The organism is Solwaraspora sp. WMMA2056, from assembly GCF_030345095.1.
In the GTDB taxonomy this organism is placed as follows: domain Bacteria; phylum Actinomycetota; class Actinomycetes; order Mycobacteriales; family Micromonosporaceae; genus Micromonospora_E.
Genome location: NZ_CP128360.1, coordinates 6,848,352 through 6,862,707, shown reverse-complemented (window position 1 = coordinate 6,862,707; position 14,356 = coordinate 6,848,352). Strand labels below are relative to the sequence as shown.

13 protein-coding genes are annotated in these 14,356 nt (G+C 64.6%); 3 read left to right on the top strand and 10 right to left on the bottom strand.

The window, feature by feature from the left end; genetic code table 11:
* Positions 1-58 precede the first annotated feature (58 nt).
* Positions 59-1,300: an IS701 family transposase gene (locus O7608_RS31180; protein WP_289211112.1), complete on the top strand. Its 1,242-nt coding sequence runs from the start codon at positions 59-61 to the stop codon at positions 1,298-1,300.
* Positions 1,301-1,527: 227 nt separating this feature from the next.
* Here the strand turns inward: O7608_RS31180 and O7608_RS31175 are convergent, their stop codons facing one another.
* From O7608_RS31175 to O7608_RS31155, 5 genes are all read right to left on the bottom strand, one after another.
* The gene (locus tag O7608_RS31175) at positions 1,528-1,863 is read right to left on the bottom strand and encodes a hypothetical protein (protein WP_289207943.1); all 336 of its coding nucleotides are present in this window, start codon (positions 1,861-1,863) and stop codon (positions 1,528-1,530) included.
* Positions 1,848-2,462 (bottom strand): hypothetical protein, encoded by a 615-nt coding sequence (locus O7608_RS31170; protein WP_289207942.1) that lies wholly within the window; start codon positions 2,460-2,462, stop codon positions 1,848-1,850. Before O7608_RS31170 ends, O7608_RS31175 begins: the two co-directional genes overlap by 16 nt.
* 916 nt (positions 2,463-3,378) lie before the next feature.
* Positions 3,379-4,296 (bottom strand): phosphotransferase, encoded by a 918-nt coding sequence (locus tag O7608_RS31165; RefSeq protein WP_289207941.1) that lies wholly within the window; start codon positions 4,294-4,296, stop codon positions 3,379-3,381.
* Positions 4,296-5,651, bottom strand: a complete 1,356-nt coding sequence (locus O7608_RS31160) for an NsdA family TPR-like regulatory protein (protein WP_502959234.1) — start codon at positions 5,649-5,651, stop codon at positions 4,296-4,298. The genes O7608_RS31165 and O7608_RS31160 overlap by 1 nt, the downstream gene beginning before the upstream one ends.
* A 224-nt stretch (positions 5,652-5,875) precedes the next feature.
* Positions 5,876-6,949, bottom strand: coding sequence for an ISAs1 family transposase (locus O7608_RS31155; protein ID WP_502959155.1), 1,074 nt, complete (start codon positions 6,947-6,949; stop codon positions 5,876-5,878).
* Between the two features lie 420 nt (positions 6,950-7,369).
* Between O7608_RS31155 and O7608_RS31150 the strand changes: the two genes are divergently transcribed.
* The gene (locus O7608_RS31150) at positions 7,370-7,588 is read left to right on the top strand and encodes a hypothetical protein (RefSeq protein ID WP_289207938.1); all 219 of its coding nucleotides are present in this window, start codon (positions 7,370-7,372) and stop codon (positions 7,586-7,588) included.
* A gap of 145 nt (positions 7,589-7,733) precedes the next feature.
* Here O7608_RS31150 and O7608_RS31145 read toward each other — a convergent pair whose 3' ends face one another.
* The 5 genes from O7608_RS31145 to O7608_RS31125 form a co-directional block, all read right to left on the bottom strand.
* The gene (locus O7608_RS31145) at positions 7,734-8,813 is read right to left on the bottom strand and encodes a hypothetical protein (protein WP_289207937.1); all 1,080 of its coding nucleotides are present in this window, start codon (positions 8,811-8,813) and stop codon (positions 7,734-7,736) included.
* Between the two features lie 243 nt (positions 8,814-9,056).
* Positions 9,057-9,752, bottom strand: coding sequence for a 2'-5' RNA ligase family protein (locus O7608_RS31140; protein ID WP_289207936.1), 696 nt, complete (start codon positions 9,750-9,752; stop codon positions 9,057-9,059).
* The gene (locus tag O7608_RS31135; RefSeq protein ID WP_502959233.1) at positions 9,749-10,924 is read right to left on the bottom strand and encodes an NsdA family TPR-like regulatory protein; all 1,176 of its coding nucleotides are present in this window, start codon (positions 10,922-10,924) and stop codon (positions 9,749-9,751) included. The genes O7608_RS31140 and O7608_RS31135 overlap by 4 nt, the downstream gene beginning before the upstream one ends.
* Positions 10,925-11,581: 657 nt before the next feature.
* On the bottom strand, positions 11,582-12,022 hold the full coding sequence (locus tag O7608_RS31130) for a hypothetical protein (RefSeq protein WP_289207934.1): 441 nt from the start codon (positions 12,020-12,022) through the stop codon (positions 11,582-11,584).
* Positions 12,023-13,205: 1,183 nt separating this feature from the next.
* A complete protein-coding gene (locus tag O7608_RS31125; protein WP_289207933.1) occupies positions 13,206-13,448 on the bottom strand; it encodes a GntR family transcriptional regulator in 243 nt (80 codons plus the stop codon).
* 475 nt (positions 13,449-13,923) lie between these two features.
* On the opposite strand from O7608_RS31125, the gene O7608_RS31120 reads away from it, so the two are divergent.
* A complete protein-coding gene (locus tag O7608_RS31120; RefSeq protein ID WP_289207932.1) occupies positions 13,924-14,337 on the top strand; it encodes a DivIVA domain-containing protein in 414 nt (137 codons plus the stop codon).
* The last annotated feature ends 19 nt before the right edge of the window (positions 14,338-14,356 follow it).

Here is a 14,356-nt window from a genome sequence, read left to right as displayed (position 1 = left end):
GGTGGCTGCGGGATACAGGGTAGACGCCCGCCTGTGGCAGGTGTTGTTCGACGACCTGATGGTGATGATCGGGCGTCGTTTCCGCAGGCCGGAGCCGCGCCGCCGGGTGCGTGACTTCGTCCGGGGCCTGCTGGCGCCGATACCGTCGAAGAACTGTTGGACGATCGCGGAGCATGCCGGGGACACCAGCCCGGACGGGATGCAGGATCTGCTGACCCGGGTGCGCTGGGACGACGCCGCCGTCCGCGCCGATGTCCGCGAGTTCGTGGGCCACCACCTCGGTGACACCGAGGCGGTGCTGGTCATCGACGAGACGGGGGACCTGAAGAAGGGCCGGCACACCGTCGGCGTGCAGCGGCAGTACTCCGGCACGGCCGGGAAGATCGAGAACTGTCAGGTCGCCGTGCACCTCGTCTACGCCACCGACGACGTTCACGCGATGCTCGACACCGCGCTCTACCTGCCGACGTCCTGGTGCGACGACCCTGGCCGCCGCGCCGAGGCTGGCGTCCCCGAGCAGGTCCGGTTCGCCACGAAGCCGCAACTGGCGTCGCGGATGATCACCGCGGCGGTCACCGCCGGACTGCCGTGTCAGTGGGTGGCCGGCGACGAGGTCTACGGCGGCGATCCGCGCCTGGCAGCCGAACTCCGTCAGCTGCGACTGGGCTACGTCCTGGCCGTGGCCTGCTCCCACCAGGTGACCACCAATGTTGGCGTCCACCGCGTCGACGCCCTCGCCGCCGGCCTTCCCACTACCGCCTGGCATCGGATCTCTGCGGGCAGGGGCGTGAAAGGCCACCGCTGGTACGACTGGGCATTCATCGCACTGCCACACGCCGCCGACACCCACAGCGGGCGCCACTGGCTGCTGATCCGCCGCAACCGCAGAACCGGCGAGCTGGCCTTCTACCGCTGCTGGGCACCCCACACCGTCCCGCTCCGCAGCCTCGTCGCCGTCGCCGGCCGCCGCTGGAAGATCGAAGAATCGTTCCAGGCCGCGAAGACCGGCCTCGGCCTGGACCAGCACCAACACCGCCGCTGGACATCCTGGCACCGCTGGACGACCCTGGCGATCCTCGCCCACGCCTTCCTCGCCGCCGCGACCACACGCCGCAGCCGCCCCGACCCGGCCGGGTTGATCGCACTGACCGTCAACGAACTACGTCACCTGTTCAACGTCCTGATCATCGAACCCACCCGCCGCCACCGCGACCCGCTGCTCTGGTCCATACGCCGACGCCGCCACCAGGCGCGAGCCAGAACCAGCCACTACGCCCGACAAGCACTCACCGAGCCATGATCACGATCCCCGGCTGGAGTACTAGTTGCCCATCGAACCCATCCGCTGATGGTGATTCCGGAAAAACGAATCGACACCTCGGCTGCGACATTGTCGACCGCGACCTGATCCAGGCGCGTTCTCGCTCGTCTATGCGCGGAAGTCGAACCCGTGCCCGGTTGGACCTAAAATCGACGCGATGTCACGACCTGATAAGGGTTGGTTCTCCTGGTGGCTGGTGTAATAGCTCAATCTTCTTTGGGGTTCATGACGCCTTTGTTCTGGTTTGCCTTCAGCTTGATGACGACAGCGATCATGCCAAACGCAAACCCGAGAACTCCGAGCGCAGATGTTTTGCTCTCTATCTCACTAAAATTGACAAAAAACGATATTATGCTTAGTGATGTGAAGATCACTGCCAGTAGAGTGCAGATGTACCGTGTGGCTCGCAACAATTCTTGTCCTTGGGTTAGTAGTTGCTGTTGTGTTGAATGAATGCCACTTGGCTCGCCGTAACCCAGTGGGCTTCGGCGAGCCAGTTTGGCTTGCTCTTGAGTTCTTTCTGCAGCTAGTGTCCGCTGCACCAAACTGGGCCAACATACGGATGGCTTACGATGACGCCGTTGCTATTCGAGCAAAAGCCCAGAGCACTAGCCCCAATGACAAAAAGGCCTGCAACAACGGTGGCCGCGATTGTTCCAACTACAGGGAGGACAATTGCTACTATCGCGGAGAATCCGGCGCCCGCATTCATTGCATTCGTTATTTTGCTGGTTGTGGTTGCGGTGAAGTGAACCTCCATTCCCCACCAGTAGTAGATTACTCCGTTGTGAAAGATGGATGGATTTGCTGGAAAAACTTGCAACTGTTCGTTTGTCAGAAGTTCTCCGCGAAGGACGGCTTGGTTAAGTTCGTCCAAGCTTGCTACGACCTGATCGAACGTCTCCGGGTTGATTCCCGAGTCGGCCGCGGTAGTTTCTAGCTCAAGCGTTCCATCGTCGGCTCGCACAATGCTTGGTGTTAGTCGACTTGTTGCTTCTGCGAAGGCTTCGGCTGCCGCCTGAAGGCTCGGGTTTGTAATTACCGCCGGTTGCTCCGGTGTGGCTTGGGCCGAGCTTGGATTGATCAGTCCGAAGGCAAGTGTTAGCGCTACTCCGGCGGCCGAAACCGCTAGTCGTTGCATCCCTCGTATCATGAAGCCTCCTGGTTCGATGGTGATCGATTAGCAGCTTATGTAGCTGAGTTGGTAGGGAGGCAGTCCTAGTCTTGGTGCAATCTTGAGACAGCGGCCGTTTGGCGGACCCATGCTCTGGAATTGGGAGAGCAACCCGCTGTTGGCAATCAGGTGGCAGGCTGGCTGAAGCGGAGATGGAACCGCCGAAATGCAATATGCGGTAAACGCCGCCTGGGAGACGGCTGCTGCGGCCCACATGCCTGCAGTCAGATATTTGTCATACACTGCATCCCACGCAACTGACATCTCATCGTTGTTCTCGAAGTTGAGTGGTTGTTCGGCCGGATCAACCGACTCGATGAAGGATGGTGTGATCGCTCTGTGATCCGCTGGGCTCGCTGTAGCTGCTGTTGAGAATGATAGGCAGATGCTTGTTAGTGCGCTAGGAGAATAATGCTTCGGGCTACTCTGATGACTGCGTGCAAGACCTCACCACTCCTTCATGTTGCCTCGATTCGTCGACCGTACCTGGGGTGTGTGGCGTGCTTCAAGGCGTTGCGCGAGTCGATCATGACTATTTGTAAATACTCGGAATGTTCGCTGTGGACTGAGTAACTGCTAAAGTTTGTTCGAGTATTGGATAGTCTTGACCGTGTTTGGAACATGTGATACCGATCCTATCGTGACTAGTGCGCTGGCCGCAATTTGCCAGCTGACCAGGGGTAACCGCAGTTGAGTCGAGTGCGTTGGTGTAACCAGCAAGCGCGATCCTGGTGGTGGTATCGCTGGGTGGAAGGCGTGACGGGGCGGTTGTGAGGCTGTAGGGAGGCAGTTACAGACCGGCTTGCCGGGCCCGGGTGCCGCAGCCGGGCTGTCCTGTCAGGACTTCTATGGTCGGTCTCTTCGATTTGGACCTTGGCGAGACCTAGTCGGTTCGACTGGTGAGGTCTACGAAGGGGGTCCAGCGTACGGTGTGGTCTTTGTTGCGGACGGAGGCCAGGCGGACGGCGAACTCATCGGCGACGCCGGGGGTGCTGGCGAGTAGGGGTACGGCGGCGGCGATCATCTTGAGTTCGCGGGCTTCGCGGAGGGTCGGCCAGGCTGGGTCGGTGGTGACGTCGTAGCCGTACGTTGAAGTGAGGGCTTGGTGTGCGCTGGCCCGGCCGAAGTGGATCTCGCCTACGGCGACGGCGGCCAGGTCGACCTGCCACGGGCCGATGCAGGTCGGGTCGAAGTCGCAGAGGACTACGCGGCCGTCGGCTTCGCGGAGCAGGTTGCCGACGTGTGCGTCGGCGTGGACCAGGCCGCGGGCCTGGGCGTTCAGGTCCGCGATGCGTGGTGCGAGCCGATCGCACCAGTCCAGCAGGAAGTCTCGGTCGGCCGCGTCCAGTGCTTCCGCGTCGGTGAGACGGGTGCGGACGTCGCCGACCGGGTCCCACTCGGGCAGCGGGAACGGCGGCAGGCCCAGGGCGTGGAACTCGCGGAGTACCTGACCGAGTTCCTCGACGGTCGGCGGTCGTGGCGTGGGAGCGACGAGCCGCCACACCGTGGCGGAGAGGCCGTCGGCCCGTACCGGTTGCTCGATGTTGGGGGCGAGGCGGATGGTCGGGGCGTTGACTGCTTCGAACCAGGTTGCCAGGCGGGCGACCTTCAGCGCCCGGTCGTGCAGGGCGTGGGATCGGGTGATGCGGATGACGAGGCCGGCTGAGGGGAGCGCGTACACGGCGTTGTTGGTCAGCCGTAGCAGTTGGGCGTCGCCGGCGGCGACGCCGAGTCGGGCGGCGATCTCGTGCAATGCCGCTGCCATCGCCTGCTCGGTGAACCGTCCGACCGATCCGGTCATCAGCTGCCTACGCCTACCGCAGCTACGGTGCGGGAGAAGTCGGCGACGGTGGACATGTGCTCGTGGCGCTTGAGATCCCGTCGCAGGTTGTGGATGCGGTCCAGGATGCGGGGCGAGCTGAGCTGCCGGGCTTGTTCGATCACGCAGGCGCCGACGGTGACCGCCTGCTCGGGCTCGTCCGCTAGGAACAGTGAGCTGCACAGGCTGACGCCGTTGAGCGCGCTGCTGCGGACGTTCTGGGAACCGAAGGTCTCGATGGCTTGCGCGACGGTACGGGTGGCGGCCTCGCCGTACCGGTCGCTGTTGTCCTTGCGGGCGAGGTCGCGGTAGACCCGCCCGTACTGGGCGAGGAGTTCGCCGCGGTCGTAGAAGCGCATCCAGTCTGGTTCGTTGTCCGGGTTGATGCGGTCGAACTCGTCTGTGGCCGACCCGAGGGCGCGTGTTGCCGACGGCCCGTCGCCGAGAGCGGCCAGGGAGGCGGCCTCGGCTCCGTGGAGCATCGCGCTGACAGCCGGGGTGACCCGTCGACCTACCTCGTCGCGGGCCAGGCGAAGCGTCTCCAGCGCATCTTTGTTGTGGCGCAGGTGCTGGAACTGGCGGGCCTGGCAGTAGCGCACCCGCGCTGTGAGCAGTACGTCGTTCGCGGCGACCGCCATCCGCTCGGCCAGGAGGAAGTGCCTCTGTGCATCGAGATGTCGGCAGGCGTCGAACGCGGTCCAACCCGCCAGTTGTCGGACTGACGCGACCGACCGCAGCAACCGAGAGCCCACTGATGAGGGGTAGGGCTGGTCCAGCATGGCTGACGCGGAGTCGGCCAGGTGTGCGACGTCGCGGTAGAGCGCGCCTCCGCCGCGTTCGTAGTCGATAGATCGGTAGAGGGAGATCACGGCGTCAAGCCGGTCGATGTCGCTGTGGCCCACCCGACGCGAGCCGTCGTCGGCGGAGCCGCCGAGCAGGCCGGCCGAGGCAGCGACCGCCGCGATTCCCTGGAGCAGGGAGCGACGGTTCGTGTCCGGCTCTCCGGCCTCGCCGTGTTCTGGCATCTGCCCGGGTCGCATGTCGTTCCCTGGGAGTACGCCGGCTGGGTCACTCTCATGTCTCGCCGATCGGGAGTAGACCCTTCGGACCAGGGCGACTGTGGTCCTCAGTTCGCGTGCTGGCCGGAATCCGAGTTCGTCGTCGGTGTCGGCGTTGAGGACGATGCGGAGGGCGGTGCGGTAGTCCTCGGCGGGGTAGCGGATCTTGCCGTTTTCGAGTTTGCCCAGGTAGTTGGCGGTGAAGGCGCTGTGGGCTGCTTGTCCGGGGTCGGGGTAGAGGATCTTGTTGACGGCGTCGGCGAGTTGCCGGCGGGTCAGGCCCAGGCGTTCGCGTGCTGCGGTGAGCGGATGGTTCTGCATGACACCCCCGAAGTGTGGCGCACGATCTGATGCGTGATGCCGCGAACTGCCTGTGGCGGTAATCGACTTTGGACAGTATCCCACCTGGTGAATGCCGCCTTCAACCATCTGCGTCGAGCAATTCCTGACCCTGCCAGGGAATACGTCAACACGTAAATGTCAAGAGGGGAGGCAGGGCAGGGCTATTGCGTTGTCGGGTAACTGCTGGTCACGGCGGTGATCAGGTCGTGTGATCGGCGGTTGGCTTGGCGGGTTGCCCGGGCGATGTTGGTCGCCCCGGTGGTGCGGTGCCAGCCGATCGCGGTGTTACGCAACGTGGCGAGAACGGCGGGTCCGGTGCCGGTCCGGGCCTGGTGAAGGTCTTCACGGAACGTCACGTCGCGTACGTGATGGACCTTGTTCTCGATGTACCAGTGTCGACGTATCCAGCTCTGCAGATCGCGGGGCAGGGCTTCGCCGGCGGGCAGCGACACGGTCAGATAGGCCGTCTCCCGGCTGGTTCTACCAGCGACGATGCGAGTCCGGGTGATGCACACGGCTTGCTGGGCGTACGGGAAGGCGATACCACCGGGGGTCGCGACGGTGACGGCCTTCACGGTGCGGGTCTCCCGGCGGCCGTGACCACGGTCGCGAGTCCGGTCACCCACCGGGACCCGTGCCCAGGGCAGTCCTTTCAGTTGCTTGAACAGGGTCGGCTGGTTGGCCTTCACCTGCACGAGCAGGTGTGCTCCACGGGCGGTGACCTCGTCGGCGTGACGGGTCTGGGTGTGCAGGGCGTCGGCGATGAACAGCACCCCGGTCAGGGAGCCGAGTACCTGTTCGACGGCGTCGAGCAGCGGCGCGAACGATGTGATCTCGTTGCTCTTCGTGTCCACGGTGACCTGGGCGATCACGATCCCGGTGGTGGTGTCCAGGGCGGACAGCAGATGCACCGTGCGGCCGTCGCCGGTGCGGGAGCCACGCAACGACTTGCCGTCGATGGCGATCACCGTGCGGTACCGCCTCGGGGTGGTCACCTGGGCGGGAGTGCGGGCACTCAGCCAGCCGGCGAGGACGGTGCCGAGCAGCGTGTCGTCGAGGCGGGTCAGCAGCCGCCAGACGGTGCTGCCGACCGGCACCCCCGCGGTGAAACCGAGCCGCCGCTGTGCTTGTGTGTCCAGGTCGTGCAGCCAGTCGGTGATCGCGGCGAACGATGACGCCCCGGCCATGACGGCACAGACCGCCACCGCCAGCAGCGGGGTCAGCGGGTACCGCACGCCTCGTGGGTCGCGTGGATCGGGAACAGCGGTCAGCGCGTGTAGTAGACCGCTGCGTTCACCGTCGGTGACTGGCACTGCCTCCGCGATCGAGGCGGGTGCCGCTACGGCCAGTGCGGGAGTGAGGGATGATGCCATCGGCGGGTGGGGTCTTTCTCGGAGTCATGAAGCGTCGCAACTCCATGATCACCGATGCGGCCTCACCCGCTTCTCGCGACTCCGTAGAGGCCGAACTGCTCACGAAATACCTGGTCAGCGGCCTACCGGCCGACTACGCAATCACCCTGGGAGGCAGGGGGTGGTTGCCGTAACGGGAAGCATCCCTTCCAGTGGTGCGGGAGCGTCGCCAGCCGCCGCCGGATGCCTCCCATGACCGCCGGCGGCAGGCTCTGCGGAAGCCGCCCTACCGGTCAACGGGGTGTGCCGGCCCGGTTCGGGTCGGCGGCGTTGGCGACGATGCGTGCGTTCGGGGCGTTGGTGTCGTGGCGGTCGTTGGTGCATTCGTGGCAGCTGCTCGGCTCGCATGATTCGGCGCGGATCCGGACGGTGGCGGAGGACGCGGCACGGCGGGCGTCGGGTGCTTCGGTGCGCCTGACCGGCCTGGTGGCCCCGCCGGACGCCGCTACGCCCTGCCGCTGACGGACCTGGCCTGCCGGCGGTCGGCCCCACCTTCCAACTCTGGCACCGCCTCTGATCTGGGCAGGTAAACGGTTGAAAGTGATTGGTACCACCAAGGCGCCACACACCTCTGGCCCCATAATTGGTGGCTACCGTGGACCCTCACTCAAGCGCTGTCAACATGCATGCCGGTTAGGCTTTCAAAGGCGGCGGTGCCAGAGTAGCCGACCAAAAACCCCACTAGGGCGCCGCCCCAGAAATCCTCTACGGAGATAAAGGAAGGCGTCTCGGTTCGGCGCGCGGCGAAGATCGATGCGGCGATGCTAAGAATAACAGCGAGAAGTATCGGACCGACTGCGGACGTCGGGCCGCTCGCGACCTGCTGTGGTCCTCCCTGCTGCAGGAATCGGGCAGTGGCGCCGAGTATTCCCCCAGTGGTCGATCCGGCTATGACTGCCCAAAGTGCACAACGGATAGTCACCTCCGTAGTTGCAGTATTCGAATGTACCGCTTGACCTTCCTGCTTGCCGTCTAGGGGCGGCGGATCGAAGGAGTATAGAACGGTGATATTCAACCGGTAGGCGGCGGGAACGAAAAATGCTGTTTTGCGTGTGGTTAAAGTAAGGGTCCACACCCTGTCGCTTCCCGCCTGTAGAGCAAGACTGGCGGGAACGGGGGCGGACAGCAGGACATCTCGGTCACGTGGCCCTCCTATCCGCTCGATGTGCAACTGGCCATTGCCGCTGACGTACATCGCCGCACGTCCCAGCCGAGCGTCCTCGATATGAACCTGGCTGTCCTCGCTAACGCTGATGAGGTCATACCCATGCCGCACCGCCGTCCATTCGCGTATACCTTGCACTTGGCTGTGCAGCTCGGTAGCCGCAGCTCGTAGCCGTTGCTCCTCTTCCAGCCTTGCAGGCGTGGAAGGTTGGGCAACGAGATCGGCGAGGCGTCGCTGGAGGGCGGACAGCCGGTTAAGGCTCTCAGCCAGATAGCCTGAGGCCGCTGGGTCTTCGGCGCTACTCGGTTTCGCTTCGCCCTTGAACTGGTCGGCAACGGCGTGGACCGCCGAGGGTAGGTGCGTTGTGACTTGCTGGATCCAGATCGGCCGATCAAACGGGTTCGTGACATGAAGATATATCGCGAATGGTGTCCCTGAAAATGCCTGTGGGGACGACAACTCCACGGTCAGGTTTAGCAATCCTCGCCCTTCGTTGCCACTACCGTTGACCGGTGTTGTCATGTATCTTCTCCTCATCTTTATTTGCAGGAGACCCTCTGGTGCGGATCAAAATATTCCACATGCTCCTGTTCGCGCGGTAGTCCTGCGGTGGCCCATCTTCCGTCCGTCCGTGTCGCAAATGTGACACATGCAGGTAGGCTCTGCGGACTGCGGCGGTGCCAGGTTGCCAAGCGGGCGTTGGGCGGCATCTGGTGCATCGCCTTGTCATCGCCTGCTCGGTGAACCGTCCGGTCGGTCCGGTCATCAGCTGATCAAAGAGACTCTGGCGTGCCTCGATGCGATGTACTGATGGCTCTGGCGGCGTAGCTCGACCAGGTCAACGGATTGGACGACCGCCGTGACCGGTCGGAGGTGCCGAAGGCTGGCTACCCTCTGGATGAGCGGCTGAGCGTCGGCGGTGGTGTTGTGGTAGGCGATGCTGACGTGCGGGACGAATCGGCTTGCCCGTTCGGGTAGGGCGGTCGGTCCGCGTACCTCGGCGATGGACTCGCGGATGAGGTCACGGAGCCTGCTGACCGGTCCAGGCGGACCGACACTGAAGCGGACTGCTCCTGGCGAGCCGGCGAGCGGGCCGATCTCGATCGGGATGGCGGGGAGTCCGGCGCAACGTCTGCGTACGTCGTTGACCACTGCCGTGGCCACGTCTGGTGAGACTTCGTCGGTGAAGGCGAGTCGCTGCATGGTGATGTGCAGGCTGGCCGTCGGGACCAGGTCGAGGTGGGGCAGATGGCGCAGCTGATCCTGGCAGTGGGTCGCCATGGCGGTAAGGGCTGGGACGTGGCCGAGCATCACCATCCAGTGGTAGGAGCGCCGGCCAGGCGTCCACCCCGGGCGGCCCCAGTGGTTGACCATCCGTTGAACCTGCTGGAACCGGGTCCACTCCTGGTCGGCCCAGGGCCGTTCGCGGCCGTGGGCCGGCGCTTCGGGCTGGGCCGTCATCGGTTACCTCGGCCTTCGCCGAGCCACGTGTAGACCTCGTCGACGAACGACTCGGCGCAAGGATCGTCGAACTTCTCCCTGACCATCGTGGCGAGGTCGCGGGTCCGCTGACGTATCGACTCGACCTGGTTGTCCTGGCAGGCTCGCATGGCTTGGCGGGCGACGTCGGCGGCCTGCTCGACATCGGGTCGGTCCCCGCCTGCCAGCGCGGTCGCCAGGTCCAGCCGTACCAGGGCCTGGCTCCACACGGAAGGGGACGCGTCGACGATCGTGACCGCGCGGCCAGCCAGGTCGAGAACCTGCTCGGTGCGTCCCAGAGCGAGGAACGCCGTGGCGGCGTTCGACGCCACCCGTGCCTCGCTGTAGAGGCCGAACGAGACACACGAACTCATGCCGGGCTCGGGTGACAGGTCCGAGAGCACCTCGTAGGCGGTGCCGATCGCCTGTTCTGCCTCCTGCGTCTGGCCGAGCTTCGCGTGCGCGCGTGCCTCGCCGTTGACGGCGAGGCGCACCGCCTGTGGTCCGCGGCTGGCGAACCGGCGGCCGTCCACGGCGTAGGCGAGCGCCTTGCGGTACTGCCCGTCGTAGAACTCGGCGAAGCTCTGCGTGCCCCGTACCCATGACTTCAGCTCCCGGTCCTCCGCGTAGTCGGCGAGCTGGAACGCCTCGATCCCGTAGGCCCGCGCCGAGCTGAATCGGCCGAGATTGACCGACATGTAGCTGAGCAGCCCGGAGAGCTGTCCGGCGATGGCGAGTAGCCGTGCGCCGCACCGAGGCTGCATCCGCAGCGGGATGAGGCTCTGCACCCAGCGTCGTTGCCGCACCACGTCGGCGGCGAGCGTGAGTGGCCCTTCCTCCTCGTAGCGTGCGACGACATCCGAAACGTAGAGATCCAGAGTGTCCAGCAGAGCGTGGCTGACGCTCGCGTCGTTGTTCTCGCGAATCCGGGCCAGGATGACCGAGGGCTGCTCGACCAGCCCTTCGGAACCTACGCTTCGGGCAGCGGGCACAACCCTTCTGTTGCCGGAGACGGCGCTGGTCTCCGATTCGACAACAGCAGCAACATCCTGCCGTACTACCGTACGAGGGTTGCGGAATCCGAGTTCGTCGTCGGTGTCGGCGTTGAGGGCGATGCGCAGAGCGGTGCGGTAGTCCTCGGCGGGGTAGCGGATCTTGCCCTTTTTCGAGTTTGCCCAGGTAGTTGGCGGTGAAGGCGCTGTGGGCTGCTTGTCCGGGGTCGGGGTAGAGGATCTTGTTGACCTGGTCGGCGAGTTGCCGGCGGGTCAGGCCCAGGCGTTCGCGTGCTGCGGTGAGCGGATGGTTCTGCATGACACCCCCGAAGTGTGGCGCACGATCTGATGCGTGATGCCGCGAACTGCCTGTGGCGGTAATCGACTTTGGACAGTATCCCACCTGGTGAATGCCGCCTTCAACCATCTGCGTCGAGCAATTCCTGACCCTGCCAGGGAATACGTCAACACGTAAATGTCAAGAGGGGAGGCAGGGGATGGTTCCCGCAACGGGAAGCATCCCTTCCAGTGGGGCGGGAGCGTCGCCCCGTCCCGGGCGGGACGCTTACCGCCTGCGGCCTGCGGCCGACTGCCGATCACCGCGCGTACGCGTTCGGCGCGGCCGGGTGCGGGTCTGGCTGCCGCCCTTGTTGGTAGGCCTGTTTGAGGCGGTACTCGTCGCACTCCGGAGCGTACGTCGCCGGCAACACCGCGGTATTTATGAGAACCAGTCGGTCAAGTCAAAGACTACTGAGGCGTATTCATCGGGCGAGTTGATCGTAGGCTGTGTCACTATGTGCCGTGACTGGATGATGGACGCTAGTTCTTGCGGAAAGCTGCCTCCCATCCCTGGTCTGACGAGCCCACTTGACTCCGATAGAAGTGGAACATCAAGCCCATAGGTATCCTTATCTTCCTTGGGTTTGATGTAGAAGCGGCACCTCTGATCTTTGGTGAGCAGAAATCCAGCACACGAGTATACGTCCTCGAACCACGGGAAGCCGCCACCGTGTACAAAGATGCTGAGAATGCTGAATAGATTTGATCGAACCACGCGCCGCTATTGGTGGCCTCAAAACCTAAGTCGCTGGCGGCAACGACCAAATTGCCATGACTATCGCGAATACCTGAGAAACTCTCTGCTAGTTGAGGCAGTTCGTCGGCCGCAACCTTCACTCGTATCCAGTCGACTGCCGCGTCGACATCTAAGCTGCCTCCATCGCGTGAAAGGTCAAATTCAAATCCGAATCCGTCGGCCATTTCTGCGTCTTTGCAGTAGAATACGCGTGCTCGATCGGAGCTGGATCGCACAACCCCGCGCAACTGTGGACCTGCGGGTGGGAGTGGGCCTGGCGGGGCCATTACCAAGGGTGTCATGTGTCTGAGTAGTAACCCGAAGGTGCTATCCGCCAGGCTCACAGATTCTCCACTCTAGTTGTTGAAGCTGGTTTCTATATCGAGTTTACCCAGTCGGGGCACCTGTTCATGCCCTCGCAGTAGGCTGTGATCGTCCCAGGTGGCAACGGTTCGTGTCCAGTTCTCCGGCCTCGCCGTGCTCTAGCATCGGCCTGGGTTGTATGCCGTTTTTGGGACTACGCCAGCCGGCCGATTCCATGTCCCGCCGATTGGGGTAGACCCTTCGAATGAGGGTGGGTGCGGCCCTTCAGCTTGTGTGTTGGCCGGAATCCGAATTCGTCGTCGGTGTCGGCGTTGAGGGCGATGCGCAGGGCGGTGCGGTAGTCCTCGGCGAGAGGTAGCGGATCTTGAGTTTTCGAGTTTGCCCAGGTAGTTGGCGGTGAAAGCGCTGTGGGCTGCCTGTCCGGGATCGGGGTAGAGGATCTTGTTGGCGGCGTCGGCGAGTTGCCGGCGGGTCAGGCCCAGGCGTTCGCGTGGTTCGGTGAGCGGATGGTTCTGCATGACACCCCCGAAGTGTGGCGCTCAACTGATACGGGATGACGCGAACTTCCTGTGGCGGTAATCGATTTTGGACAGTATCCCACCCGGTGAATGCCGCCTTCAACCATCTGCGTCGAGCAATTCCTGCCCCTGCCGGGGAATACGTCAACGACGGATGTCAAGAGGGGAAGCAGGGGATGGTTCCCGCAACGGGAAGCATCCCTTCCAGTGGCGCGGGAGCGTCGCCCCGTCCCGGGCGGGACGCCTACCGCAGTCGGTCAGTCATCGGCCACGGTGTGTGCGGGGTTTGGCACAGAAGCCGTACCGCTGAAGTTGCCGGACCCTGACGCGGCCTGCCGCCGCCGGAAGCCCCCGTGACCGGCGGCGGCAGGCCCCGCGAAGAAGCCCAGGCCCACCGGCCAACACAGTGGACGTACCCGGAAAGGGGTTGTGATGCTGGATGCGGTGCGTGTCGCCCCGGATGCCCGACGACCAGGACCCGGTCGTGCCGGAGCGAGACGGCGCGGCAGGCGGGCACGGTGCCGACCTACCGGTCCGACGTCTCCTTCGGCACGAAGACACCGAGTCCTTGGTGGCCGTACAGCTCGCCGGTCTCGATCAGGATCGTGATGGCCTGACGGACGGTCGACTGGCTCCTGACCTCGTACAAGTCGGCCAGCTCGCGGGTTGACGGCAGTCGGTGTCCCGGCGGCCACTCGCCAGAGGCGATGCGCTGCCGGATGTCGGCGATGATGCGGCGGTAGTGCGGCTCGAACTGACGTGCGGGCATGTGGAAATCCCCCAGCTAGGCCCGCACATTCGATCACAGATCACGAGGTCACTTCAAGTGCATCGTTGACTTTACCGACAACGTCGGTAAAGTGGGCGACAGTTCCCCCCAGCTAGGCACTGCGGGAGACCCGCCGGGGTGGCGTCGATCCCGTGGAGCAGCGCTCAGCTGCTCCTTCGACGATCGGCGCTACCTCGGCGATCCCCATCGACGCCCCGGCCGAGCCGGTGCACGCGGCACCGCCGGCCACTGCACACAACCCAGAAGTGAACCCCGATCTTCGGCGTGCGGCGAACTGAGCCGCCGGATGCCCGTACCAGCGGCCCTGTGGGCGTACCGCCGTTTGTGGCTGCGTGCGCAGGGCGGGCGGCCCGACCTCCGCGCCCCCGTTCGGGGTCGGGCCGCCCATCCCACCTTCCCCACCGAACCGCGATGTAGCGGCGATCCCGTGACCTTCGAAAGGGCGGTCCCACCCGTGCGCAGACTCCTCGACCGTGTCCTGTTCCCTCGGCGCTCCCGGCGGCAGGCCCGGCTGCTCGCCAGCCTCGCCAACCAGACCCGCCCGGCCACCCGGCCTCCCGCCGCTGCTGTCGGCGGTGGGTCGCGTCCGCCGGCCCGGCACGGCGCCAACGCCGCCACCCACCTCTACTACGGCGCCAGTGTGGTGCGGCCGTCGATCAGCCCTGGGCTGGTCCGCGACCGGCGGTTCGCGGTCCGCACCCGGCGCGGTTGCGACCCGACCGAGGTACGCGCCTTCCTGCACCTGGTCGCCGACGAGTTGGCGGCGGTGCGGGCCGAGTTGGCGGTCACCCGGGACGAGAACGTGCGGATCAAGCAGGCGTTGCGGGACTGGCAGTCGCGGCAGTTCCAGGCCGGGATGCCGGCCTGATCCGGTCGACCCGGACCCG